At 37.3% G+C, this 24,068-nt stretch carries 23 protein-coding genes; 3 read left to right on the forward strand and 20 right to left on the reverse strand.

Annotated features, from left to right (window positions below):
• Nucleotides 1–108 precede the first annotated feature (108 nt).
• From ACQKNX_RS09910 to ACQKNX_RS09925, 4 genes are all read right to left on the reverse strand, one after another.
• Nucleotides 109–1,539 (reverse strand): four-carbon acid sugar kinase family protein, encoded by a 1,431-nt coding sequence (locus ACQKNX_RS09910; RefSeq protein ID WP_427428736.1) that lies wholly within the window; start codon nucleotides 1,537–1,539, stop codon nucleotides 109–111.
• The gene (garR, locus tag ACQKNX_RS09915) at nucleotides 1,540–2,439 is read right to left on the reverse strand and encodes a 2-hydroxy-3-oxopropionate reductase (RefSeq protein ID WP_427428737.1); all 900 of its coding nucleotides are present in this window, start codon (nucleotides 2,437–2,439) and stop codon (nucleotides 1,540–1,542) included.
• A gap of 111 nt (nucleotides 2,440–2,550) precedes the next feature.
• Nucleotides 2,551–3,912 carry a GntP family permease gene (locus ACQKNX_RS09920; RefSeq protein WP_427428738.1) on the reverse strand — a complete coding sequence of 454 codons (1,362 nt, stop codon included), beginning with the start codon at nucleotides 3,910–3,912 and terminating at the stop codon, nucleotides 2,551–2,553.
• Nucleotides 3,913–3,977: 65 nt separating this feature from the next.
• Nucleotides 3,978–4,826: a MurR/RpiR family transcriptional regulator gene (locus tag ACQKNX_RS09925; RefSeq protein WP_427428739.1), complete on the reverse strand. Its 849-nt coding sequence runs from the start codon at nucleotides 4,824–4,826 to the stop codon at nucleotides 3,978–3,980.
• Nucleotides 4,827–5,108: 282 nt separating this feature from the next.
• On the opposite strand from ACQKNX_RS09925, the gene ACQKNX_RS09930 reads away from it, so the two are divergent.
• Both ACQKNX_RS09930 and ACQKNX_RS09935 read left to right on the forward strand, forming a co-directional pair.
• Nucleotides 5,109–5,645, forward strand: coding sequence for a tubby C-terminal domain-like protein (locus ACQKNX_RS09930; protein ID WP_427428740.1), 537 nt, complete (start codon nucleotides 5,109–5,111; stop codon nucleotides 5,643–5,645).
• 50 nt (nucleotides 5,646–5,695) lie between these two features.
• Nucleotides 5,696–5,893: a YwbE family protein gene (locus tag ACQKNX_RS09935; RefSeq protein WP_340823655.1), complete on the forward strand. Its 198-nt coding sequence runs from the start codon at nucleotides 5,696–5,698 to the stop codon at nucleotides 5,891–5,893.
• A 63-nt stretch (nucleotides 5,894–5,956) separates the two neighbouring features.
• Here ACQKNX_RS09935 and ACQKNX_RS09940 read toward each other — a convergent pair whose 3' ends face one another.
• The 15 genes from ACQKNX_RS09940 to ACQKNX_RS10010 all read right to left on the reverse strand — a co-directional run bounded on the left by ACQKNX_RS09940 (nucleotide 5,957) and on the right by ACQKNX_RS10010 (nucleotide 20,989).
• Nucleotides 5,957–6,847 carry a PhzF family phenazine biosynthesis isomerase gene (locus tag ACQKNX_RS09940; RefSeq protein WP_427428741.1) on the reverse strand — a complete coding sequence of 297 codons (891 nt, stop codon included), beginning with the start codon at nucleotides 6,845–6,847 and terminating at the stop codon, nucleotides 5,957–5,959.
• Between the two features lie 349 nt (nucleotides 6,848–7,196).
• Nucleotides 7,197–7,733 carry an NADPH-dependent FMN reductase gene (locus tag ACQKNX_RS09945; protein WP_427428742.1) on the reverse strand — a complete coding sequence of 179 codons (537 nt, stop codon included), beginning with the start codon at nucleotides 7,731–7,733 and terminating at the stop codon, nucleotides 7,197–7,199.
• 317 nt (nucleotides 7,734–8,050) lie between these two features.
• Nucleotides 8,051–8,299, reverse strand: coding sequence for a DUF2164 domain-containing protein (locus tag ACQKNX_RS09950; RefSeq protein WP_427428743.1), 249 nt, complete (start codon nucleotides 8,297–8,299; stop codon nucleotides 8,051–8,053).
• A 168-nt stretch (nucleotides 8,300–8,467) separates the two neighbouring features.
• Nucleotides 8,468–9,085 carry an ABC transporter ATP-binding protein gene (locus ACQKNX_RS09955; protein ID WP_427428744.1) on the reverse strand — a complete coding sequence of 206 codons (618 nt, stop codon included), beginning with the start codon at nucleotides 9,083–9,085 and terminating at the stop codon, nucleotides 8,468–8,470.
• A 22-nt stretch (nucleotides 9,086–9,107) separates the two neighbouring features.
• The gene (locus ACQKNX_RS09960) at nucleotides 9,108–11,177 is read right to left on the reverse strand and encodes a hypothetical protein (RefSeq protein WP_427428745.1); all 2,070 of its coding nucleotides are present in this window, start codon (nucleotides 11,175–11,177) and stop codon (nucleotides 9,108–9,110) included.
• Between the two features lie 32 nt (nucleotides 11,178–11,209).
• Nucleotides 11,210–11,620, reverse strand: coding sequence for a lactococcin 972 family bacteriocin (locus ACQKNX_RS09965; RefSeq protein WP_427428746.1), 411 nt, complete (start codon nucleotides 11,618–11,620; stop codon nucleotides 11,210–11,212).
• Nucleotides 11,621–12,413: 793 nt separating this feature from the next.
• The gene (locus ACQKNX_RS09970; RefSeq protein WP_401010520.1) at nucleotides 12,414–12,638 is read right to left on the reverse strand and encodes a hypothetical protein; all 225 of its coding nucleotides are present in this window, start codon (nucleotides 12,636–12,638) and stop codon (nucleotides 12,414–12,416) included.
• 15 nt (nucleotides 12,639–12,653) lie between these two features.
• Nucleotides 12,654–13,775: a Nif3-like dinuclear metal center hexameric protein gene (locus tag ACQKNX_RS09975; RefSeq protein ID WP_427428747.1), complete on the reverse strand. Its 1,122-nt coding sequence runs from the start codon at nucleotides 13,773–13,775 to the stop codon at nucleotides 12,654–12,656.
• 1 nt (nucleotide 13,776) lies between these two features.
• Entirely contained in the window at nucleotides 13,777–14,469 is a 693-nt protein-coding gene (locus tag ACQKNX_RS09980) for a tRNA (adenine(22)-N(1))-methyltransferase (RefSeq protein ID WP_427428748.1), read from the reverse strand.
• Nucleotides 14,470–14,624: 155 nt separating this feature from the next.
• The gene (cccA, locus tag ACQKNX_RS09985) at nucleotides 14,625–14,975 is read right to left on the reverse strand and encodes a cytochrome c550 (RefSeq protein ID WP_172772070.1); all 351 of its coding nucleotides are present in this window, start codon (nucleotides 14,973–14,975) and stop codon (nucleotides 14,625–14,627) included.
• A gap of 498 nt (nucleotides 14,976–15,473) precedes the next feature.
• Entirely contained in the window at nucleotides 15,474–16,040 is a 567-nt protein-coding gene (locus ACQKNX_RS09990; protein WP_427428749.1) for a hypothetical protein, read from the reverse strand.
• A gap of 284 nt (nucleotides 16,041–16,324) precedes the next feature.
• Complete coding sequence (gene rpoD, locus ACQKNX_RS09995) at nucleotides 16,325–17,452, reverse strand: RNA polymerase sigma factor RpoD (RefSeq protein ID WP_340823637.1); 1,128 nt, start codon at nucleotides 17,450–17,452, stop codon at nucleotides 16,325–16,327.
• Between the two features lie 32 nt (nucleotides 17,453–17,484).
• Nucleotides 17,485–19,317: a DNA primase gene (gene dnaG, locus ACQKNX_RS10000; protein WP_427428750.1), complete on the reverse strand. Its 1,833-nt coding sequence runs from the start codon at nucleotides 19,315–19,317 to the stop codon at nucleotides 17,485–17,487.
• A gap of 208 nt (nucleotides 19,318–19,525) precedes the next feature.
• On the reverse strand, nucleotides 19,526–20,338 hold the full coding sequence (locus ACQKNX_RS10005; RefSeq protein ID WP_427428751.1) for a pyruvate, water dikinase regulatory protein: 813 nt from the start codon (nucleotides 20,336–20,338) through the stop codon (nucleotides 19,526–19,528).
• Nucleotides 20,339–20,356: 18 nt separating this feature from the next.
• A complete protein-coding gene (locus ACQKNX_RS10010; RefSeq protein ID WP_172772074.1) occupies nucleotides 20,357–20,989 on the reverse strand; it encodes a helix-turn-helix transcriptional regulator in 633 nt (210 codons plus the stop codon).
• 504 nt (nucleotides 20,990–21,493) lie between these two features.
• Between ACQKNX_RS10010 and ACQKNX_RS10015 the strand changes: the two genes are divergently transcribed.
• Complete coding sequence (locus ACQKNX_RS10015; protein WP_401010533.1) at nucleotides 21,494–22,879, forward strand: glycine--tRNA ligase; 1,386 nt, start codon at nucleotides 21,494–21,496, stop codon at nucleotides 22,877–22,879.
• 366 nt (nucleotides 22,880–23,245) lie between these two features.
• On the opposite strand, the gene ACQKNX_RS10020 is transcribed toward ACQKNX_RS10015, so the two are convergent.
• Nucleotides 23,246–24,007: a GNAT family N-acetyltransferase gene (locus ACQKNX_RS10020; RefSeq protein ID WP_427428752.1), complete on the reverse strand. Its 762-nt coding sequence runs from the start codon at nucleotides 24,005–24,007 to the stop codon at nucleotides 23,246–23,248.
• Between the last annotated feature and the right edge of the window lie 61 nt (nucleotides 24,008–24,068).

Genomic DNA, 24,068 nt, shown 5'->3' on the forward strand with positions numbered 1-24,068 from the left:
GAGCGTTCGAACCTCAGAAATATGCTCAACGCAGCCGCTCTATTATCGACTTGCAGTTTCCAATATGCAACTTTGTCCACGACACTAAAAATCCTTCATCGCATTCACTTATTTCCCCTCTAATACTTCAATAATTTCTTTGAGCGTGTTAGTTGTGCCGACATTGCCAGGGAAGAGAATGAAAGAAGAACGAGGAAACTTGCTTTCTTCTCCTGTTTTCCACACTGGAACGCCCGGTTTAATTTGACCGGCTACTTCAGCACGCTTGACTGATAGTCCCACTGTTCCAACACTGGAAGAAGTAATTCCACCTTTTGCAACTATGTACTTCGGTCGTACCTTTAAGTCAGTGACAATACTAGTCACAGCTTGTGATATTTTAACAGATAGTTGAAGTTCACTTTCTCCTTGATTCTCTCCTAAGTCCAATCTCTCCCGACGAGTGTAATAAACTACGGATTTTCCAGAAGTAATCAGCTCTTCGCAAGTAATACGGACACGATTGATTTCCTGTTGGAATTTCTCATCATCGTGCACAAGATGAACATTAAACTCTACTCCTATTACAAGACCACTATCAAGAAGAGCATACAATTGATCTGTTGTCTTTTGAACGTGCGAGCCAACTACGATAAGTCCTCCATTTGAAGTCTCTTCCGTAATAAGCTCTACTCTTGATAAAAATGGCTTATCAGAAATGCCTCCAAGTACTTTCGTAAAGGAAGCGGCACTTCGGAAAATAAACGTTTTTCCCGCTTTCATAACTTGGAGCAAGGCAATTACAAACACTTCAACATCGCTGTAAACAGCTGCATTTACAACGACCTTCTTGAAGTTTTTAGCTTCCATTAATTGCGCTTTGATTGCTTCAATATTTTGTGAACGTAAATCTTCAATGCTGATATAAATAGTATCTTCTTTTGGATAAACACCATTTGTTTTTTCTTCAATCCATTCGCCTAGATGTGAAGAACTAAAGCTGAAAGTACGGTCTTTAGCGAACTCTGTTTCACTAGCCGGAACAAGTTCTTCTCCATACTGAACATAATGAATATTGTCGATTGTTAAACGGCCGCCTTCTTTAAAAAATGGAATAAGTATTTCCCCGTCAAACTTAGTATTAGAAATTTCTTCGATTGTGTTTTTCATTGTTTCCGTTTCTAGCGGGTAATGACCACGCAATGTAGAATCCCCGCGACTAACTAGCAGATAAGGAATTCCTTCTTGTAAGGAAACCTCATGCACTCGGCGAGCTATATCCTGATGAACAACCGCTGTTTCCTCCGCAGTAAAACTACGAGAGTTTGTTAGCAGAAAAAAAATTTGATTTTGTTCACGGAATCCTTGCCTAATGCTTTCTTCAGTCCAATCCGTATAAACAGAAACACCGTGAACGGTTTGTACACCTGTTGGGTCATCATCAAGAATAACGATTTTATCGTTAAACCCTTTTCGCGCATCCTTCAATTTCATCTGAATTTGCTCGCAACTTGGTTCAATAAGGCCTGATAATAGTTCCGATGCTTTTCTCGCTACCATCTATCGCACCTCTCTTGAAACTTCAACATTTGCTAATTTCTCATAGTGTTGGACAATGCTTGCATGATCAAGGGTTTCCATTCCATTAGCTTTTAAAGAATAGAAAATTTCTAAGAGCTGAGCTGATAACGGAAGTGGCACAGCTAGCTCGTGAGCAGTATGCATCACATTATTTATATCTTTAAGATTAATGTCGACACGCCCACCTGCTTTAAAATTCCGGTCAAGAATCATTGGAATTTTTGCATCCATTACGGTACTTCCTGCAAGACCACCGCGAATTGCCTGATACATTTTCTCCACATTAATACCTGCTTTTGTCGCAAACACAAGTGCTTCAGATATTGCCGCAATATTTAAGTTTACGATAATTTGATTTGCAAGCTTTGCAGTAGATCCGCTGCCTGAGTCACCGACTAGAACAATGTTATTGCCCATATCGCCAAGAATGTCTTTTACACTTTCAAACACATCTTCTTTTCCACCAACCATGATTGTCAGTGAACCATCAATTGCTTTGGGCTCACCACCACTGACTGGTGCATCAAGAAAATGTACCCCTTGTTTTACAGAAAGCTCGTACATTTCTTTTGATTCAACTGGTGTGACAGAGCTCATGTCGATGATGACCATACCCTCACGAGCACCTTCCATAACCCCATGTTCACCAAAGATAGCTTGCTGGACATGTCTCCCTTCCGGCAACATTGTAATTACGACATCACTTGTTAATGCTACACCCTTTCCTGAGGTAGCTGTCTTTGCACCTTCTTTTGCAAGCATTTCAACCGCTATTGTATTTAGGTCGAATACAGTAACCTCGTTACCCTTTTTCAAAAGATTGCGTACCATCGGCGCCCCCATAATGCCAAGTCCAATAAATCCAATTTTCTTCTTCAATTTAACTTCAGCTCCAATCTAGTTGTTCATTAACTGATATAAAGTACCCTACTCATACTTAATCAACTATATATAGCAGTGGATTAGCCATCCACCTATTAAACAAATAAATTACAAACCTGGTAAAATTCCTTGGAACATACTTAGGACGTAGACGAAAATTAATACGGTCACCCCTGATAAGAAGCCCCCAATTGACCAAACTTTAATTGTTTCTGTCATCGATAAACGTCCAAATTTGCTTACTACCCAGAAACCGGAATCATTAGGTAGTGATAAGCCGATTCCACCAGCGCAAATAGCAAGACCTAACACGACTGGTGATACGCCAAGTTCTGCAGCTAACGGTCCCATAATTGCAGATGTTGTAACAAGAGCAACTGTTGCAGATCCGAGCGAAGCACGTAAAATTTGCGCAAATAAAAAAGCAAGTAATAAAACAGGAATGTTCAGCCCTTGCATTATGCTAATAATTAAATCTCCTATGCCGGTTTCTTGAACAACTTTACCAAAAGCACCCCCTGCACCTGTAATAAGAATGACCGCTCCACTTTGATCTAACGCCTTGGCAAAAACGGTTTTAGTATCTTCCTTGATGTATGGCTTTAAGGCAAACATTGCAACAAGCACACTGATTAACAACGCAACATTTTTATCTCCAATAACTGAGAAAAGTGTCGGAACGAATTGTTCTGTGTTGTCTCTGAATAGTAAATTTATTAGCGTATTCGATAAAATCAAGATGATTGGTAAAGCGAGCATCCCAAAAGAAAGAGCGGTTGAAATTTCTTTTCTTCCAGAAAGCGTGCTGTCTGCTTCTGCTATGTCAGATTCATCAAGACGTCCCTCATTTGTAATTCGCTTTCCAATAAACTTTCCATAGATCACACCGCCAACTAGTACTCCAGGAATTGAAACTAGCAATCCATAAATAAAGAACATACCTATATCTGATCCTGTTTGGTCGGCAACAACTAAAGGTCCTGGTGTCGGGATAATTACACTATGAGCTGTGATTAACCCAATCGAAAGAATCGCAACAAAAGTAGTAAGTGAGATTTTTGTTTTAAAAGAAAGATTTTGAATTAATTTATGTAAAATAATAAACGCTGCGTCAAAGAATACAGGAATTGAAACAGTAATCGAGGTCATTGCAATTGCGTATGGAGATTTTTTGACCCCAAAAACGCGTAGCATTCCAGTAGCAATTTTATTAATGGCACCGGATGATGCTAAAAATTGACCAAATATAATTCCAAGCCCAATCAAAATACCGACGCCAGCTAGTGTGTTGCCAAATCCTGTGGCAATTATGCCAGGAACTTCTTTCGTCGGAATGCTTGATAATAAGCCGATGCCAAGGGCAACTACTAAAAGAGAGACGAAAGCATCCCACTTGAATCTCATAATAAGGACAAATAAAACAATTAGAGCAAGAACAAACCCGATAATGAGTATATTACCTGTTAACATTGTAATGTATCCTCCTTAAATATAATTATCTCTAAGGTGACAACGCATACACTTTTATTAAAAGATTATTTTTTCATTCTAGTAACGGCTAACCGTGAAATATTTATAGATTTTTTTACATGGCTACCCCCTATTGCAACAACCCTAGTAAATAATGTGTCAATTAAAGCAAGTTGTACAAGGCGGCTAACCATCGCATCCGACCGCTTTTCAGTCTCTTGCGCCTGTGTAAGGAGTAGTGTATCAGCCATTTTGGCAAGCGTTGTATTTGAATTCGATGTAATAACAATGACAAATGCTCCACTTTTCCGGCTCATTTTAACGACTTCTATAATATTGACCGTCTCTCCAGAATGAGAAATGACAATGACAACATCTTCATTGTTCATATGATTGGCGTATATCGCTTGATAATGCGGATCCTGAACAGCGATAGTTGTACCGCCCATTCTCATAAATTTATGAGCGCCATCTTCTGCAATCGTACCCGAGAGACCTTGTCCGAAGAAAAAAAGCCTTTCTGCTTTTGATATAATTTGAACAGCTTCTTCCATCTGAGTAATATTTAATTTCTCTTTAGTCATCGACATAGCTATAGAAAGCTGATCTGCTATTTTATCAAATACAACATTAGCAAGATCCTCATCCATAATCTCATTTTGGTCTGATGTTGATGAGTAGCTGTTATTCACTTGCTCTTGAGCGAGTGCCACTTTTAACTCTTGGTAACTAGCATATCCAAGCTTTCTGTATAAACGAACAACACTCGGTTCACTTACTTTGCTTAATGTTGAGAGTTCGTTCATTGATAACAAAAAAGGTTGTTTATGCATTTTCAGCTGTTCGACAACTTTTCTCTCAGAAATTGTTAGCGAATTCACCTTACTATTTATCCGTTCTTCGAAACTTAACAAGAAATCACCTCCTAATTTCAATTGTAATTTTACTACAATGATAATTTCCTCACAAGTTTATTTTTCGAAAAAGACATAATATTGTTACTTATTCACTTTTTTTCTCATAATTCCATTACAGTTTTGTAGTGAAATTACAATCAAATGTAGTTTTATTACATTGAACGAATTTTAATAATTCCGAACAAGAAAACATAATGGTTAGGGAAATTCATGGACAACTAATAATAGTGAAACCTCCAGTCTAGCTAACTCGTATAGTAAGGAGATCGGAGGTTTTTTATGGCAACATTTACACTTACATATCCAAAAGCATTTGATAGACTTTCAAAATTACCAATCCTAAACAGTCAAAATGAAACAGTTTGCATACTCCAAAAAATTGAGCGCTCAAATATCGGAAAAGTACTTAATGCTGCCTCTCTAGTAACATCACAGCAACCGTTACCGCACCGTTATGAAACAAGGACAACTCATGGAGAACCCCTTTTTCAAGTGCGTTCTACGCTGCTCGCAAAAGGGGTCAGTCATGAAATAATCATGCCTGATGGGAGTATCATACCTGTTCAAAGAAAAACTGTTCAATTATTAGAATCTTCCTATTCCTTTACGATGGATGGTCTTGTCTTTCGCTTTGAGAAAGATTTCACATCGACTGCTTATTTATATTGTAATGATGAAAAAATTGCGAGTGCAAACTACGTAGAAAATGGGATAGTACGGGAAGGCATCATTTATAAGCTATTCCATTCGGAGGATACTTTATTTGTTGCTTTACTAGCCTCATTGTTTCAATCTCTATTTGCAATAGGTAACTAACAGCACTTATGCTATAATTTGAATCATTCTATATATATGTGAGGTTAAGTATGAACGGTCAAAATAGAAAAGATATTCACCCAGGGCTTGAAGTCAATATTATTCTCAAAAAAGATCAGCGAACAGGCGTTAAAACAAAAGGGATTGTGAAAGATATTTTAACCAATTCCTCACACCATCCACATGGCATTAAAGTTCGTTTAACGGATGGTCAAATAGGTAGAGTATGTGATATTTTACAAAAATAATGAAAGAGACTGTTCTAGCGATGAACAGTCTCTTTTGTTTAAAATTGTGTGAGTGCCTGGCACTTATATTTGCACTTTCAATTCCGTGACATAGACAGCCGTTCCAGTAATCGAAATATCCAAGTTTTTGTCCACTTCGTTCACATGGACATAAACACGACCATCTCGATCAAGCTCTTGTCCTTGCTCAACAATTAGTGTTTTCGGGTATGTTACATTACTATCAACATACTTCGCATAATATGCCCCCATCACACCTGAAGCCGTTCCCGTTACTATATCTTGAATTGTGCCAGAGTATGGTGAAGAAAAATGTCTTGCATGCATATCTGCCGTTTCATCTAATGCCTCTAAACAAAATGGATGCAAGGAAGCTGTTGGCATTTCATTTAAGATAGACGGAAATTTAGCGGTTTGTGGATTCATCTTTTTGAAAGAGCTTAATTTTTGGACAGGTATTAGTAAGGTCCACAATCCTGTGCTACCATAGACAATTGGTAAATCTGAATGTAATTCATCCTCGTCAATGCCTATTGACTCAGCAAGCGCAGCTCTAGAGCCATTAAATGCTTCAAATTGTGGTGCAGCATGCTGCATTGTTATGTATAGCTTTTCATCTTTTTCTTCCAGACGAATTGGTAATATCCCTGCCTTTGTTTCGATCGTAATAGTCGTTTTGTTCGCTAGTAAACCTTGTGTTTGTAGTGCATAAATGGTTGCCATTGTAGCGTGACCACATAAATCGACTTCATGCCCTGGTGTGAAATAACGAATGCGTATATCGGCTGTTTCAGACGTCATAGCAAAAGCTGTTTCATTAAAGCCAACCATTTTCGCAATTTCTTGCATCTCTTGCTCACTATATTGATTTCCTTCCACTACAACGCCAGCTGGATTGCCCATATTCGGGACATGGCTAAATGCATCATAATGTTGAACAGTTATTGTTTTCATATACTTCCCCACTTTTTTGTTAGAATACTATTCTGGTTCTGATGGCAGAACTGTCAAATGATCCATTCTGCTTTCATTAGCATAACGCATAATATTACCCAATGGTAAAGTTTCTTTAGAGTTTATTAAACTATCTTTAATGCATAGTATTCAAATTCTTATTTCGTAATAATCCAGTTCGCTTTACGTGCGTTCCCACAGGAGTCTTCGTGGATTTTTACTTGAATAGCCATAAAATTTTCAAAATTGTTTGAGTGCCTGGCACTTTTACAGGCTCTTTTACGGAACTAAAAATAGCATACTGGACATACGCCAGCATGCTATATGCAATCTATTATTTCGCCGTTTATTAGCGAATTGTTTTTAAAGCTGTTGCCCATGGAATGACTTGATCTAACATTTGGTTTACTGAATCAGCTTGCACATCTTTTGGTTTAAACACATTGCCATTCTCGAAATCAGTAAATAAAGACAATGCAGGGTGTACACGTACATCCGCAACCGATAATTCTCCAAGAATACCACGTAAATGTTCCGCCGCACGTGCCCCACCTACAGAACCGTATGACACAATACCTGCTGCTTTATTATTCCATTCCTCACGTAAATAATCTAAAGCATTTTTAAGCGCTCCTGAAATAGAGTGATTATATTCTTGCACAATAAAAACAAACCCATCACATGCAGCAACTTTTTGTGACCATGCTGCGGCTCCAGAAGCATCGCCTCCTGGTTCTCCTAAAAGCGGTAACTTGAATTCGGCAATATCGATAATTTCATATTCAGCATCACGACGTTTTTCTGCTAATTCCTTTACCCACTGACCAACTTGTGGACTTACGCGCCCTTCACGTGTACTACCTAAAATAATCCCAATTTTCAACATCTCTATTCCTCCTTATTCGTACCCAAAAAGTGTTTTTCTGATTGCTTTTTCTTTGCTGAATTTCAAAAAATTTGCGCTCTTACTCATGGTGTTCAAATAAACAGTACCTTATTCAATCAAAAATCATAAAGCAACCTTCACTTCTCGATTACTTTGAATTCATGTATCTTTATTTCGAGATAAAATTAACATATTTACATTGTCCTTGTCAATTGTTTAGCTGTTATTTTTTGTTTTTAAACTAAAGTATACCAATAAAGGTTGTTTTCACTAAAAAAAGAGAAACAATTTTCTAGTAATCGTTTCTCTTTTCGTTATCATTTTAATTTTATTGGACGTTCTAGAGCCACTAGCTCATCTTCAATAGCAGATAATTGATTATCCACTACATATTTTGCATCTGAAATCGCTGCATTATAAATATATGGAGCAATATTTTCTTTCACAAAATCAAATACTCTTTCCGCTTCAAAATCGGAAATATCTTCATCTCGTTGATTATAGAAAAAGCGTTGTATATCGGCGATGATTTGCTCTTGTTGCTCTGTTGTTAAACGGATAAACATATTTCGCCACTCCCTTCTGCATTACATTAAATCAAGTATAGACCAATGCTTAATTTTTCTATAGTGACCATTTTTATTATTTTTCACATTCCTACTTATAATTGTCATCCGCCTCGAACCCAAATCAATCACCGATGATAACTTGCCATTTCCCTTCACTTAGACAAATTAAACTAAATCAATGCGTCTATCGCAGACAGTTACAAGTCTTTCATCGTGCGTTGCAATAATCACACTCGCACCGTTTTGACTGCATTTTCTTAATAAATTAATAATAATCTCTCTATTATTTTTATCAAGCGATGCTGTTGGTTCATCCGCATATATAATTGTTGCCTTCTTAAATATTGCCCGTGCAACACCTAGACGCTGTTTTTCCCCCCCTGATAAAACAGCCGCCATTTCTTGACTCCTTCCTTCAAGTCCAACGGTCTGTAGGATTTCTTCAACAAACTTTGACTTTGCTTGCCGCTTATTTAATGTCACATTATAACAGACGTTTTCATCTTCAATGATGCCATAGTCTTGATAAATAAATGCCGCACTTTTTTTCCAAAAATTCGTTTTTTCTTTTTCATTCCAGTTGCTAGCTTTTTGATTTTCTATCATAATTTCTCCATTGCTTACTGATTGAATAAGACCTAGGCAATTTAAAAGGGTTGTTTTGCCACTACCAGATGGACCAGTAATGGCAATCATTTCGTTACGATTAATATTAAGTGACATATTAGAAAAAATCTTTTTCCCACTAATTTCAATGCCAATATTTTTTGTTTGAATTACCATATAAATTACCCCTTTAGTTCATTTAATTGTACCGATGACTAGTACGATAAAATGCTTGCTTTGCGGATCTCTTAAAGGAAAGATAACTTCCTATCCAATATAAAATTCCGACAAGCAAAGCAGATGAAAGTAATATGCTAAGTTGTACATAATGTATGAAATACGCAATAATGGAACCAATTATTGTTGTTATAATGATTGTAAATAGTTGTCTTTTTAAAACTGGTCCAATAATAGAAGTGTATGGTAAACCAAATGTGTGCAAAGTGAAAATACGTTTTACATTCGTGCCAGCCCAAAGCCTACCATTCAATACACCTGTCAAAAACATTGTTACGAAAATAAGCATACCCGCTACAATATAATAGACGTATTGTTGTTTAAACCTTTGAGCAGTTTCCAAAGCAACGTCCGCAATTCCATTAATCGACGTGATTTGCGGTTTCATGACGGAATTAGCTAAAGCTGCTTGTAAATGATCTGCATCAAAAAAAACGATATTTCCACTAGAAACTAAAGATATTAAAAAGCTTTTCGTCTTCACGATGTCTGTTAGATGACCATCTATCAATAGAACTAACGGATTTTTTGCTTGCACTGTTTCACCACCCAACCCAACATTTGGTGGTAATGCGAGAAATTTTTTTCCCTCGTATTCGTAAAAATTCAAACCGTTTGGTGGATACACTTCGTTTTGTTTAGTCCATAGCGGAATTTGTCCTTCTAAAAACGATGACAGTTCATATGGTAAATTTTCAAGATTTTTTACAATGAGTTTTCCGCCTTTACCTTCAGTTTCCACACCTATTTCTAGCAAATCAATCCAAGCACGATCCGTCATAATAATGTGATCATAGCCACCCATTTGAGATGGCTCTAATGAAATTGCTTTATCGATAACTAAAGAAAGACTTAAATTATTAGCCTCTTGCATTTTAGAGAAAAAAGCTTCTACATCGGGAAGTACCGCCTCTTGTTCTAATGAATCCAATCCAGTCATTGTTATTCGAACGACATTTTGCATTTTGTCCCAAAGCGAATATTCTTTTGACAATTGATTGGTTATTAGTAAAGATGTAATGATAGTCGGTAGTACAATTAGCGATAAAATCATGACAAGAACATAACTTAGCTTTCCCATTATGGAAAACCGCTTCAACGGTATTTGTCTTTTGGCTATATGGGCAGCTTTTGGGCCAGCAATTCGCGAGAGCAATACTGTGATGATGCCAACGACAAGCAAGAATAGCAATAGACATAGTATTAGACGATTGAATACCAATGGAATTTGTCGAATGTCCTTTATGACACCTACATAGCCTAATGAAATAAACAAACCTAGTAAAAAACCGACAAAGATAAAAGATACTATTGTCGTTGTATCCTCCACATGAATTTTCCATGCTTTTACACCGCCTAATAATCGAATAGACCTTGCTTTTGCATGTTGAAATATCCACGTTATAATTGTCGTTACTAATAACAACAAGGAAGCGAGCACTGCATTTCCTATACCATTTTGAAATAAGTATGCATAAACTATTGTAAGTATAGATGGTTCTTGAACAAATAAAATCCTAATTTGATGCTGTTGCGCCCATTGTTTAAGTGCTTCTTGAAATTCTTTTCCACCGTTAGAAGCATAGGTGCCTGATAAAGAACGGGTGCCTATTTCTGCAGCAGAAAGCAACTCACCTCTTAAAGTAGAATCGAACCACTTAATTTCTTTATGCGCTATAAGCAAGCCTTGAAATGCTGGTTTAGCAGTCCCAAAATAAATAATATCTTTTTTGTTGTCATAATTTTCTGGATCAACAGAAGTTTTTACTACAATCGCTTTATATTGATCTGTTAGTCGATTAAGGTCTAAAACCAATTTATCTTTTGCAATCGTGGTTTCAGCAAGATTTAAATCAAATTGATTTGTAGTATCTAATGGCAGCCGCTGTTGGACAAGTGACGTATATTGAAAAATAAGCAGAGACAGCATAATTACCGAAATCAAAGATGTCAGTTGTACTGCTCTTTTAAGCATGTCCACTCCCCCTAAATCTTTAATTGAGAAGCTTGGAAAGCCTACTGCTAAAGACATTCCAAGCCTCTAAAGTATGAAAGCTATAGTACTTAATCACATACTCGATAGTAATACCGATCAACGTGGGTAGGATACTGCACTGCAAATAGTTCAGCAATTGATGTTTTCCCTGCTACAGTATCAACTGATCTTGATTGATTACCATTTAACTCTACTGTGCTTCCATGACAGCGATCCACTGTGTAGTATGAACGAACTTTAGCATTCCAAAATCCATACTGCCAAGTGCCGCCTTCATTTGGATATTGTGTGATTGGTCCTGGTGCTAGCCATTTACGAGAAACACCTTCTTGGTTGAATGTTACAACCGTTGATGTTGCAGCAATTAAAGGATCCTGAATAGCATTATGAGATACTGCCAAAACCCCAGATGGCAATAACAATATTGCCACCAACGCTAACACTACTATTTTCACCCTCCCAGTTTTTTTGGCTGACATATTGCTCACCTCCTTTCATTTGACAAGGAAAAATTATGTTTAATGGCTATTATTATGTAATGGATAAAAATTTGATAGAGCTCTTTACCTTTTGAAAAATTTATCTCTCTCCAAATATGTGAGTACGGAAAATCCTAAAATGCCAAATATCCCAAAAACCTTTATCCAAATAGGCTGACTTTCATAATCCCTGATTAATGATAATAACGAAATAAATATTAGCATTAGATAAACATTTGGTGCTGGAATCTTTTTAATTTTCACCGCCTCTTTTCATAAAACACCCTTCCTATTTCTAGTATTATTGTTGTCGCCAACACTTTTCTACATTAGTTCAATTAACATTCTCAATCGATTCTCATTTAATTAATTTTTATATACTATAAATTAATAGAAAAATCAATATTTTTTAAATATTGATTAACATGGTAACAATATGCATCTTCACCCTTGATGTCCTTTGGCAATTATTTTTGATAGTTATTAATTCGAATTCCCCTACCTACAGGATTAGTCTATTGTAGAGGAATTCAACGGCAATAGTCATCTAGGAATGTGATACTAGTTGATTGTAGCGGAGGGAGGCGACTCCTGCGGGAACAGCACACAACGAAAGACGCAACAGACCGCGCGTTAGCGAGGGTTACGGCTTACGGTGTGCCCGCGGAAAGCGTCCTCACGTAGCGGAAATCAACAGCAGTTAAATAAAAATTGGCTATAGACAATAGTTCATTTACAACAAAAAACGCAACTTTCAAAGGAATTCCCTCTAAAAGTTGCGTTTATTCACATACTATTTTTTACATTCAAACGAATAGTTCGTTGATAAAAAATTCTTTTCTTTCGATACAATGGCTTTGCCCCCATCGTCTTCACATTGCTCGGTCATTGCATCTATCTTTTTCTCATTCATCATATTCGTCATGATTGTCATGCCGCCTCCGAACACAGCAATTAGTAAACCAATTATAATCCATAACTTGCCGGCACTATTGCCAGCAGGCCTCCCATTTGCCACTCCCATTCCCCTCTCTTAAACAAATAAAAACGGTTCCGTATGAATAGTAGATTGAACAAATTCTACTGCATATTTTTTTGTGTCACACATCGTCGCCATTTTTTTCGCAACCCCTGCAATCATTACTTTTTCTACATGATGACCTGGGTCTACAATTTGTAAACCAATTGCTTGTGCATCTTGAGCAGTATGGAAATACATATCACCTGTTAAAAACACATCCGCTCCAGCACGCTTTGCTGTATAAATATACTTATTTCCGTCTCCACCAACTACGGCAATCTTTCTTACCTTTGATTGCAAATCTCCGACAACACGAACAGCTGGCACATCTAGTTGTTTCTTTACAAATTCTGCGAAGCCTTTTAACGTCATTTCTTCGGGTAAATAGCCAACACGTCCTAAACCCATAATGTTCGTTTGCTGATCTAAGCGTATCACATCATATGCAGGCTCCTCATATGGATGGGCATTTAACATCGCCTTTAAAACGCGATTTTTAATGGGCGTTGGGAATACCACTTCCACTTTGACTTCTTCTTCCACATGTAACTCACCAACCGAACCAACATATGGATTAGCCCCTTGTAGCGCTCGGAATCGTCCTTCCCCACTCGTTGTATAGCTACATGCCTCATAAGAACCTATACGGCCAGCGCCAGCCTTTGCTAATGCCTCACGTAACGTATCCGCATTTGCAGTCGGTACGAACACAGCAAGCTTAAGAACATCCTCAGCATACGTTTCTTCTAAAATAGAACGATTTTCAAGCAGCAATGCATCAGCCAATAAATCATTGACACCACCCTCAGCCACATCTAAATTTGTATGTGCGGCATAAACAGCAATATCATGTTTGATAAGCTTTTCGTATAATTGTCCTGCAGGATTATCCGTACGAATATTGGCTAGGCGGCGGAAAATTGGTGGATGATGCGCGATAATCAATTCACATCCTTGAGCGATAGCCTCATCTGCTACAGCTTCATTGACATCCAGTGTGATTAAAACTTTACTTACAGGTTTATTTAGTGTTCCAATGGCAAGCCCAATTGGATCATTTTCCATACATGCAAGATTTTTCGGCGACCATGATTCGAATAATTGAATAATTTCCTGACCGTTAACAGATTTCATGCTATAAAACTCCTTCCACTAAATCAAGTAGCGCTTTTAATTCTGCACGTTTTTCCTCAATTTCAAGTGTTGGCTCGGCCCCTTCAATAGATTGTAAAACGCGTTGCCAATTTTCCTTTTCTCGATTCCATTTTTTCATAAATGCTGGTGATTGACGAAGCAATAATTTAGGTCCAAATAAGATATCTGCTGCAGTTAGCTCCATCGGCCCTCGTTGTAAGACAAGAATTTCATATATCTTTTCGTCTTCCTCTAAAATATCTTCATCGAGGATTGCCCAATTATTTTTTAAAGCCCATTCCCGAATGACTTTTGCATGAATATTTGGCTGCAAAATTAGACGTGTAACACCTTGTAAGCTTTGTGGATGCTTCTCTAATATCGACACAATAAGAGGTCCGCCCATTCCAGCAATTGTAATAGTATCTACATGGTCTGTTTCTTCCACTGCAGCTAAGCCGTCTGCCAGTCTAACCGTGATTTGTTCTGTTAATCCTTCTTTTTTCACTTGTCCAACCGCTGAATCATAGGGGCCTTTTACAACTTCTCCTGCTACTGCGCTAGTAGCTATTCCCTTATGAATTAAATAGCATGGTAAATAAGCATGATCACTGCCAATATCCGCCACAACCGCACCTGTTGGAACAAATTTTGCCACTGTTTCTAATCGCTTTGATAATTTTTGTGCGTTCATTTTTAACCGCCTACCTTATATAGAGTCCATTCTAGTATGTATGATGTTGAACAAAAAAACAAATGGAGTTGTCTCATATATTGAGCAACTCCATTATAATAATAGAAGCTGTACTAAAAGCGTAAATACACTTTTAGTACAGCCACTTTTCAAAACTATTCTAGAGTAGAAATGTACTCAGCGATTGCTTTTGCTTCCGCTTCGTTTTTCATTCCTGGTGTCATTGGAGTTCCTGGAATACCGTTTGTTAACACGTCTACGATATGAGCTTCATCTAAACCATGTAGGTTTGGACCAACACTACCAGTTAAGTCACCACCGTGACAACCGATACAAGTTTGTACTAATGCAGAACCATCATCATTAGCTTCTGTAGTTTCGCCACCACCCTCATGTTCAGCAGCAATTTCTTTCTTGTTATCTGCGCCTTGTAAAGACATGAAGAAAATAAGACCAATACCAAATGCCAGAATCAAGATGTAAGGAACGACTGGATTGTTTTTCATATGTTTCCCCTCCTCATTAATAAATCTACTTCTATTATAATATAGAATCAGTCAACATCTAATATTGTACTGCATTAAACATGAAACGAAAAGCCCCATTCGCTAAGTTTTCCTTTGTTTGTAACAATTTCGACATTTCTGTATCAATTGGATAAATTATGTCTTGTTAAAACCAATATTTAGATTTATGGAGAACCCTTTCCAAACGAAAATCGTATTACTTCTCGCAAATATTTTGCCACTTCAATTGCATTCATATACGTCTAACGATGAAAATTAATTGCTCCTTTCTCGTTAAACCTTTGGGCTTTATTAAGCTGACTATATATATATTGACATTTGCATAAATAGGCTATACTATTATTTCAATATATTATTATTCGCTATTTTTTTTATTGAATTTCTTTTAAAATTACTTTTCCAATAAAGCCATACTGCTATATTAGAAAAATAAATACCCTTCTATGAACAATATTAGTCATAGAAGGGTGTTGAAATTTACATAAAATTATACAAGTAATAACCAATTAGTGCCACTAGCCCTAGAACACCAGAGACTGTAAAATAAAGTAGTTTCATTTTTAATCCTGAAAATAACCAGACGCCACAATTTGCCGCTATAAAGGCAAATAACGCTATATTATTTCCACTAAAATATGTAGTATACATGCGAATCGATAAACTAAATAACAGTATAGCAGCAATAATATGCAAAGCAGGCGCTAATAAGTTATTTTTGCTCGCAAACCGGAAAGCTATTATGAATAATGTAATTGTAGCGATTGCTACAATGCCCGTTAAAAAAAGCAACAAAGAAGTTACTGTAAAATAAAAATACAAGAGCACCATCATACCCAAGGATAATCCCACAATGAAGAACATCATTTTTCTTTTTTCTAAAGGCAATACAGCCTGTTTATGAGTTGCTGACTCTATCTCCTCTATATCATTTCCCTCTGCATAAAGAGTCGCTAAAAAGTCACAGTAGTGCTCTGGTAATAGCTTATTTTGCTTCCAAAACAATATCTCATTTAAAATAATTTTTTTCCGTGGATTTGTCATCATATATTCTCCAAACATTGCTTAATAATGGTTGTAATACAATTTTATCTCACAATTCATGAAAGAGCATCTGTAAAAAGTCGCAAAAATGGAACGACTACACCGTTCAAATTATATATTTTTACATCACTTTAGCAATTATTTAAAGTTTCTTCCGATAATATATATTGATTACATCGAGGGGTTGCTGTTTTCTAGTTGCGTTTCAATTGCTAATACAAGGCAAACCCCGCCATAAATAGTGATGGCGGGGTTTGCATTTATAGTAAAAGTATTGAGTTTGTTTATTATTCCAAGAAATCTTTTAATCGTTTGCTGCGAGAAGGGTGGCGTAACTTACGAAGTGCCTTTGCTTCAATTTGGCGAATACGTTCACGTGTTACACCAAATACTTTCCCTACCTCTTCTAATGTACGTGTGCGACCATCATCTAAACCAAAACGTAAACGAAGTACGTTTTCTTCACGGTCTGTTAATGTATCTAATACATCTTCTAGTTGCTCTTTTAACAATTCATATGCTGCATGGTCAGAAGGAGATTGTGCCTCAGAGTCCTCAATGAAGTCCCCTAAGTGTGAATCATCTTCTTCACCGATTGGCGTTTCAAGAGATACAGGTTCTTGCGCAATTTTTAAAATTTCACGTACTTTTTCAGGTGTTAAATCCATTTCCTCACCAATTTCTTCTGGAGACGGCTCACGACCTAAGTCTTGTAACAATTGACGTTGTACACGGATTAGTTTATTAATCGTTTCTACCATGTGTACAGGAATACGAATTGTACGTGCTTGGTCGGCAATTGCACGTGTGATTGCTTGACGAATCCACCATGTTGCATATGTCGAGAATTTAAAGCCTTTGCGGTAGTCGAACTTCTCAACTGCCTTAATAAGCCCCATGTTCCCCTCTTGAATTAAATCAAGGAATAGCATTCCACGACCAACATAACGTTTTGCAATCGATACTACAAGACGTAAATTCGCCTCTGCTAAACGTTTACGTGCTTCTTCATCACCTTGTTCAATACGTTCTGCTAAAGCAATTTCCTGCTCTGCAGAAAGTAAATCAACACGGCCAATCTCTTTCAAATACATACGTACAGGATCATTAATTTTTACGCCTGGTGGTACGCTCAAATCGTTTAAATCGAACGTTTCTTCGCTTGCTTCTTCTTTCATTAAGCTCTCTTCTTCAAATTCTTCTTTACCTATAATTTGAATGTCTTTATTTTTTTCAAGATCTTCAGCGAAGTGGAAAACTTCTTCATTTTCCAATTCATAAGGCAATAATTTCTCTGAAATTTCCTTCATCGAAATTTCACCTTCAGTTTTCGCCTTTTCTTGTAGTAATTTTTTTGCTTCATCTAATGTAATTTCTACTTCTACCTCTTTTGAACGTTCAGACTTGTCCGCCATAAACCTTCCTCCTTCTAAACAACCGAATCGGGTTAAATCGCCGATAACGATTTTCTTAAATGAATAATCTGTTGGGCGATTTCAAGAGCACGCGCATACTCGTGCATCTTCTCCGCTTCCTTTGACTCATGCATCTTTTGATGAATTTCTTGCTCAATTCTATATTTTTGAAGCTGTCGGATAGAATCTGCGATTTCTGATTCTGCCTGGTCAGGATCACGTTCTACTAAAGCAGCTTCCATAACAATTTTGCGTAATTCAGCGTCATCTAAGATTTCTACAAAGCGCTGATAATCTGGATGACCATATTCCTCATAAAATCCTACCAATCGAACAAAAACAGCCATATATGCATCTCTTACAAAAGGCTCTGTTTGCTCACTACGTAATACCCTGTCCACTACATCTATATTATGAAGCATATGTGCAAGTAATAAACGTTCGGCACGTTCGGCTGCGTCCATAGGCTTTTGTTGCTGCGTGACTGGCATCGAAGGTGTATGCGTTGGCATTTCCACTTTCGCAGAGCGTACTTGATTTGCCTCTAGTTTTCGGAATTGGGCATAAATAGCTTCTTCCGAAATCGTCGTTTCATTTGATAGCTGTCGGATATACAAATCTCGCTCAATTGGTGAGGAGCTACCCACTAATTGTTCGAGTACTTCTTGAATATATTGAAGCGTATCATTTTCAAATTGAAAATTCTTATTTCGTCTAGCATGCATCATCATAAAAGCAATATACGTATGTGGGTTTTCCAAAATTTGTTCCTTAAAAGCCTGTCCACCTAAACTTTGAATATACTCATCAGGATCGAGCTTATCAGGTATCACCGCAATATTAACTTTCATGCGCTCCGTTTGTAGTAACTGTGCCGCTCTTTTCGCCGCATCAAATCCAGCATTATCACCGTCATAGCAAACCGTAACTTGCTCTACTAAGCGTTTTAGCTTTGTGATATGCTGATTCGTAAGCGAGGTTCCCATTGTTGCTACGGCATTTGTTACACCAACTGAGGTTGCAGCCAAAACATCCATAAAACCTTCCATCAACACTACTTGACGATTTTTTCTAATAGAGGTTCGTGCCTTATCTAGGTTATATAACACTTCACTCTTTTGAAAAATTGGTGATTCTGGACTATTTAAATACTTTGCCTCTTCACCTGTCGATGACAATATTCGTCCTGAGAAGGCAATAATTTTACCATTCTCATCACGAATCGGGAACATAATACGTCCTCGAAAACGATCAAAATAGCGTTCTTCCCCTTCACGTTTGATTACTAGACCACTATCTGCGATTTCTTGTAAGTTATAACCTTTTCTTTCAAGCAATATCGTTAATGCATCAAAGCTTGGGAGAGACCATCCAATGCTATTAGATTCTATAAGTTCCCTTGTAAATCCTCTTTCTAGCAAATAATTTAAAGGCTCTTCCCCATCTTCTGTGTTTAGCAGTAAATGATGAAAAAAATCTGCCGCAAAAGCATGCGCTTCCTTCATCCTCTCTTCCGCTTTAGAAATCTTTGTCGTCGCCTCTGGTAAGCTTGGGCCTACATCTAAATGCATACCAACACGTTCACCAAGTTTTACGACGGCGTCTGGGAAAGAAATCCCTTCGATATCCATGACGAAAGTAATAGCATTACCACCTGCTCCGCAACCAAAGCAGTGAAAAATCTGTTTGTCTGTTGACACAGAAAAAGATGGCGTTTGTTCTCCATGAAAAGGACAGAGACCAAACCAATTGCGCCCACGCTTTGTCAGCTGCATGTATTCGCTTATGACATCCACAATATCTGATTGTGTACGAATCTGCTCAATCACTTCTTCTGGTATTTTTCCTGCCAAACTCATCACCATCTTTAATTTACGTTCTAGAACACAATTCGATATCCATTTTAAAAATCCTTTATTTCTCGACAAAAAAATAGGATTTTTCTCATTTTAAATATTTTTACCACAATTTTATTATTATAAAACAAATTTTAGTATTTATCTATACAATTTTAAAAACCGACTCAAAAAAACCGCCTCTACTAACCCGAGGTGGTTTACTAAATTTGGTTTCTTATTTACGGCTTGAAAGATATTCAATAATAACGTTAGCTGTTTCCTCTACCGCTTTGTTCGTTACATCAATTACTTTGCAACCTATTTCCTCAACTACTTTTTCAAAATGTTGTATTTCCTCTAAAATACGTACATGTTGCGCATAGATGGCGTCATCATTTAAACCTAATGTCATTAATCTTTCTTTTCTTATCGAATTTAATTTATCAGGAGAAATAACTAAGCCAAAACATTTTTTCGCATCAATTTTTAATAATTCTTCTGGTGGTGCTACCTCCGGGACTAATGGTACATTTGCCACCTTATAACGTTTATGTGCTAAATACTGTGAAAGCGGCGTTTTTGAAGTGCGTGACACGCCAACAAGTACAATGTCAGCTTGCAATAAGCCTCGTGGATCTCTGCCATCATCATATTTCACGGCAAATTCAATCGCCTCAATTTTTTTAAAGTAGTCATCATCCAGTTGATGCACAATGCCCGGAGTTTCTAAAGGCATTTCTTCCATAAAGGTTGCCATTGATTTTAATGCTGGTCCCAATATATCTACAGCATGAACTTTTTCTTTTTCGCATAGATCATGCAATAATGCACGCATGTCTTGTCGAACAAGTGTATAAACTACAAATGCCTTCTGTTTCGCAGCGAGGCAGACTATTTTTCGAACAAGCTCTTCTGTTTGAATATGCGGAAAGCGCCGAATAATCGTATTTTCTAAGCCTGGTCGGAATTGGCTAATAACTGCCTTAGCTACTTGATCACCAGTTTCGCCGACAGAATCAGATATAACAAAAACGCGTAATCTCTTCATGCTGTTCCCCTTCAACTGTTAGACATTTTGCGCAAGAGATAAGAAAGCGCGTGTAATGGTCGTTTTCGTTAAACGGCCAACTATCGTCAATCCACCCTCTTGAGGTTCGATTACCGGTAACGAATCTACTTCTCGTTCTATTAACTTATTTGCTGCAACAACTAACGAATCTGATCTTTCACAGTACGAGATATTTGGCATTCGTGTCATAATAATATGTACAGGAATTTTATTTAAATCCTGCGTGCCAATACTTGTACGCAGTAAATCTTTACGAGAGAGAACCCCAGTTAAAAATTCGTTCTTATCAACGACAAAAAGGGTTCCGACATCCTCTGAAAACATGAAACAAATGGCATCATATACAGTCATTGTTTCAGGTACAACAACAGGCCCCGAGTGAAAATCTTTTACTTTTAAATTGTTAATGCTATCCATTAAAGTTACGGATGTTTTTTTCCCAGAATAGAAATAACCAACTCGTGGTCTAGCATCTAGAAAGCCAGCCATCGTCAAAATTGCTAAGTCTGGTCTTAAAGTCGCTCTTGTCAGATTGAGACGTTCTGCAATATGCTCCCCTGTTATCGGGCCGTTCTCTTTCACAATTTGTAAAATGTCTTCCTGACGTTTGTTGAGTTCGATTGGACTCACCGCCTCAAATCTAATAGTGTTATACTTATGCTCAATTATTATATACTATTTTAATGGTTATTGCGAAGAAAAGAACTACATGCTACAATATTGACACATACGCTTGCTCTAAATGTATTTTCGAGCAAACTTGCGTTATACAGGCGATGATAGGAAAAAAGTATCTGTTCAATTTTTAGCGAGTAGAAAATGGTGAAAGTCTACAATGTGGCAGAGAAAAGGCACTCCTTGAGCTAACTTTTTGAAAAGAGGTTTTAAACAGTTCGTTTAAAACAATCAGGGTGGAACCGCGGGTATTAGCACTCGTCCCTGGGCATTATTTGTGCCCGGAGACGGGTGCTATTTTTAATTTAGCTCGTGCTAAATTTAAAATCATGCAATATGCGCATGTGGCGAATTAGATTTGAAAATGACAAGGTTGTACTGGTCATTCCTCCAATTCGTCATGTAACACAATTACTTTTCACTCTTGTGCAAGTAAAAATTATGAAGGAGGCTATTATAATGGCTAACAAATCAATGGAAACAATTGTATCTTTAGCAAAGCATCGAGGCTTTGTCTTCCCAGGTTCTGAAATCTACGGAGGCTTAGCAAACACTTGGGATTACGGTCCACTTGGTGTTGAATTAAAAAATAATGTTAAAAAAGCTTGGTGGCTAAAGTTCGTTCAAGAATCAGAACATAATGTTGGGATTGATGCGGCAATTCTTATGAATCCAAAAGCATGGGTCGCATCTGGTCACGTTGGCAACTTTAATGACCCAATGGTAGACTGTAAAGCTTGTAAAGCGCGTCACCGTGCAGATAAAATCATCGAGGATGCTGCACTAGCAAAAGGTGATGAAATTATTGTAGACGGTATGACTTTCGATCAAATGAAAGAAACTATGGTGAAATACGATGTTGTTTGTCCTGATTGTGGGAAAGCAGATTTCACTGATATCCGTCAATTCAATTTAATGTTTAAAACATTCCAAGGTGTTACAGAATCTTCTACTAACGAAATCTACCTACGTCCTGAAACTGCACAAGGAATTTTCGTAAACTTTAAAAACGTTCAACGTTCTATGCGTAAACGTACACCATTCGGTATTGCACAAATCGGTAAATCTTTCCGTAACGAAATTACACCAGGGAACTTCACATTCCGTACACGTGAATTTGAACAAATGGAGCTTGAATTTTTCTGTAAACCAGGTGAGGATCTTGAATGGCATGCATACTGGAAAGAATTCTGTAAAAACTGGTTACTGAACTTAGGGATGAAAGAAGATTCGATGCGTTTACGTGACCACGAGGATGACGAATTATCGCATTACTCTAACGCAACAACAGATATCGAATTTAAATTCCCATTCGGTTGGGGTGAGCTTTGGGGTGTAGCTGATCGTACAGACTACGACTTAAAACAACATATGGAGCATTCAGGTGAAGATTTCACTTATATTGATCCTGTGTCAAACGAACGCTATGTACCTTACTGCATCGAGCCATCTTTAGGTGCTGACCGTGTTACATTAGCATTTTTATGTGACGCTTATGATGAAGAAGAGCTTGAGGGTGATGACAAACGTACAGTATTACGCTTCCACCCTGCTTTAGCACCGTTTAAAGCAGCAGTACTTCCACTTTCTAAAAAGTTATCGGATGAAGCTGCAGATGTATGGTCAGAGCTACGTAAATCGTTCCCAGTTGATTTTGATGAATCTCAATCAATTGGTAAACGTTACCGACGTCAAGATGAAATCGGTACACCATTCTGTATCACATTCGATTTCGATTCTAAAGAAGACGGTCAAGTAACTGTTCGTCACCGTGATTCAATGGAACAAGTTCGTATGCCAATCGCTGATGTAAAAGCGTATATCGAAAAGCATCTTCAATTTTAATTTGAATTAAATTTGTCTAAAGTCAAACGGCTGTGACAAAAGAAATAAGTGTTAGATTGACTGCAATCAATCTGACACTTTTTTCTATGCCGTTGATGTCTGCTACTGAGGTTGCTTTTCGAAGGTTTACAGGCGATTCGCGAACTTTTACCGGCGATTTCTTCTGTCTCACAAGCGATTCATGGAATTTTATCAGCTGTTTCTCTAGGTTTACCGGCGATTCGCGGACTCTTACCGGCGATTTCTTTCGTCACACCAGTGATTCATGGACTTTTATCGGCTGTTTCTCTAAGTTTACCGGCGATTTATGGACTTCTCTCTGCGTAATTGCGTCCAGATTTATTATTTTCATCTACAATCTCACTGCTAAAATGTACGTAACTCTTTTAAACGTTTCATCGCTGAATGGACAGTAAGTCTGTGAAAAGCTATTAATTTACCTTTATAGATGACTCCATAGATACCATAGGGTGTTGGAGAAAATCTCAACAATTCTTCCCTATTTTGCAAATCAATTAATTGTGCCTGAATGCCAAGTTTTTTTGCGCCCTCCACAACATTGTCCGTTGCAATATCTACAAATGGGCATTGAGGAGTACGGAAAATCGTTAACTCTTGAAAGGAAGATAGCCTCTCATCCCAATCATTCGGAAAATATGGATCAGGCGCATTTCCAAATTTACAAACTAACAACTCAAAATATGGCGCGTGAGCTATTTCTTTGAAATTATGCTTTAAAAAAATATGCTTACTTGGAGTCCAAGAAGTATCTACGTTTGTGATAACAAGTACCCCTGCCTTATTTTGTTCCTTAGCATCTAATAGACATTTATTAATCAATTTAGAGGCATAGCCCTTTCCCGTAATACCTACCCATAAACAATGAATCACCATATAGTTTTCACCAAACACAACTCTTGAAGATGACTCAATTGGTGTATATTCAATAAATCCTGCCTGCTTATTATTCTCCATTATTTTTATATACTTTAAACCTTCGTGAAATCGTTCAAGAAGCCATTTATTTTTATTTATGTATCCAGTAGCATTCGTTTTACTACGTTGACAAAAGCAACCACTTTGAGAAATATTATGTTCATTTAATTCTATTACATACTCAATAACCACTATTACGCCCTCCTATAACTAGCTTCATATACTTATTATTTTCAATACTTACCTAACAATC

Origin of the sequence: Lysinibacillus sp. NPDC093712, from assembly GCF_050280025.1 — a bacterium.
Classification (GTDB): Bacteria; Bacillota; Bacilli; order Bacillales_A; family Planococcaceae; genus Lysinibacillus.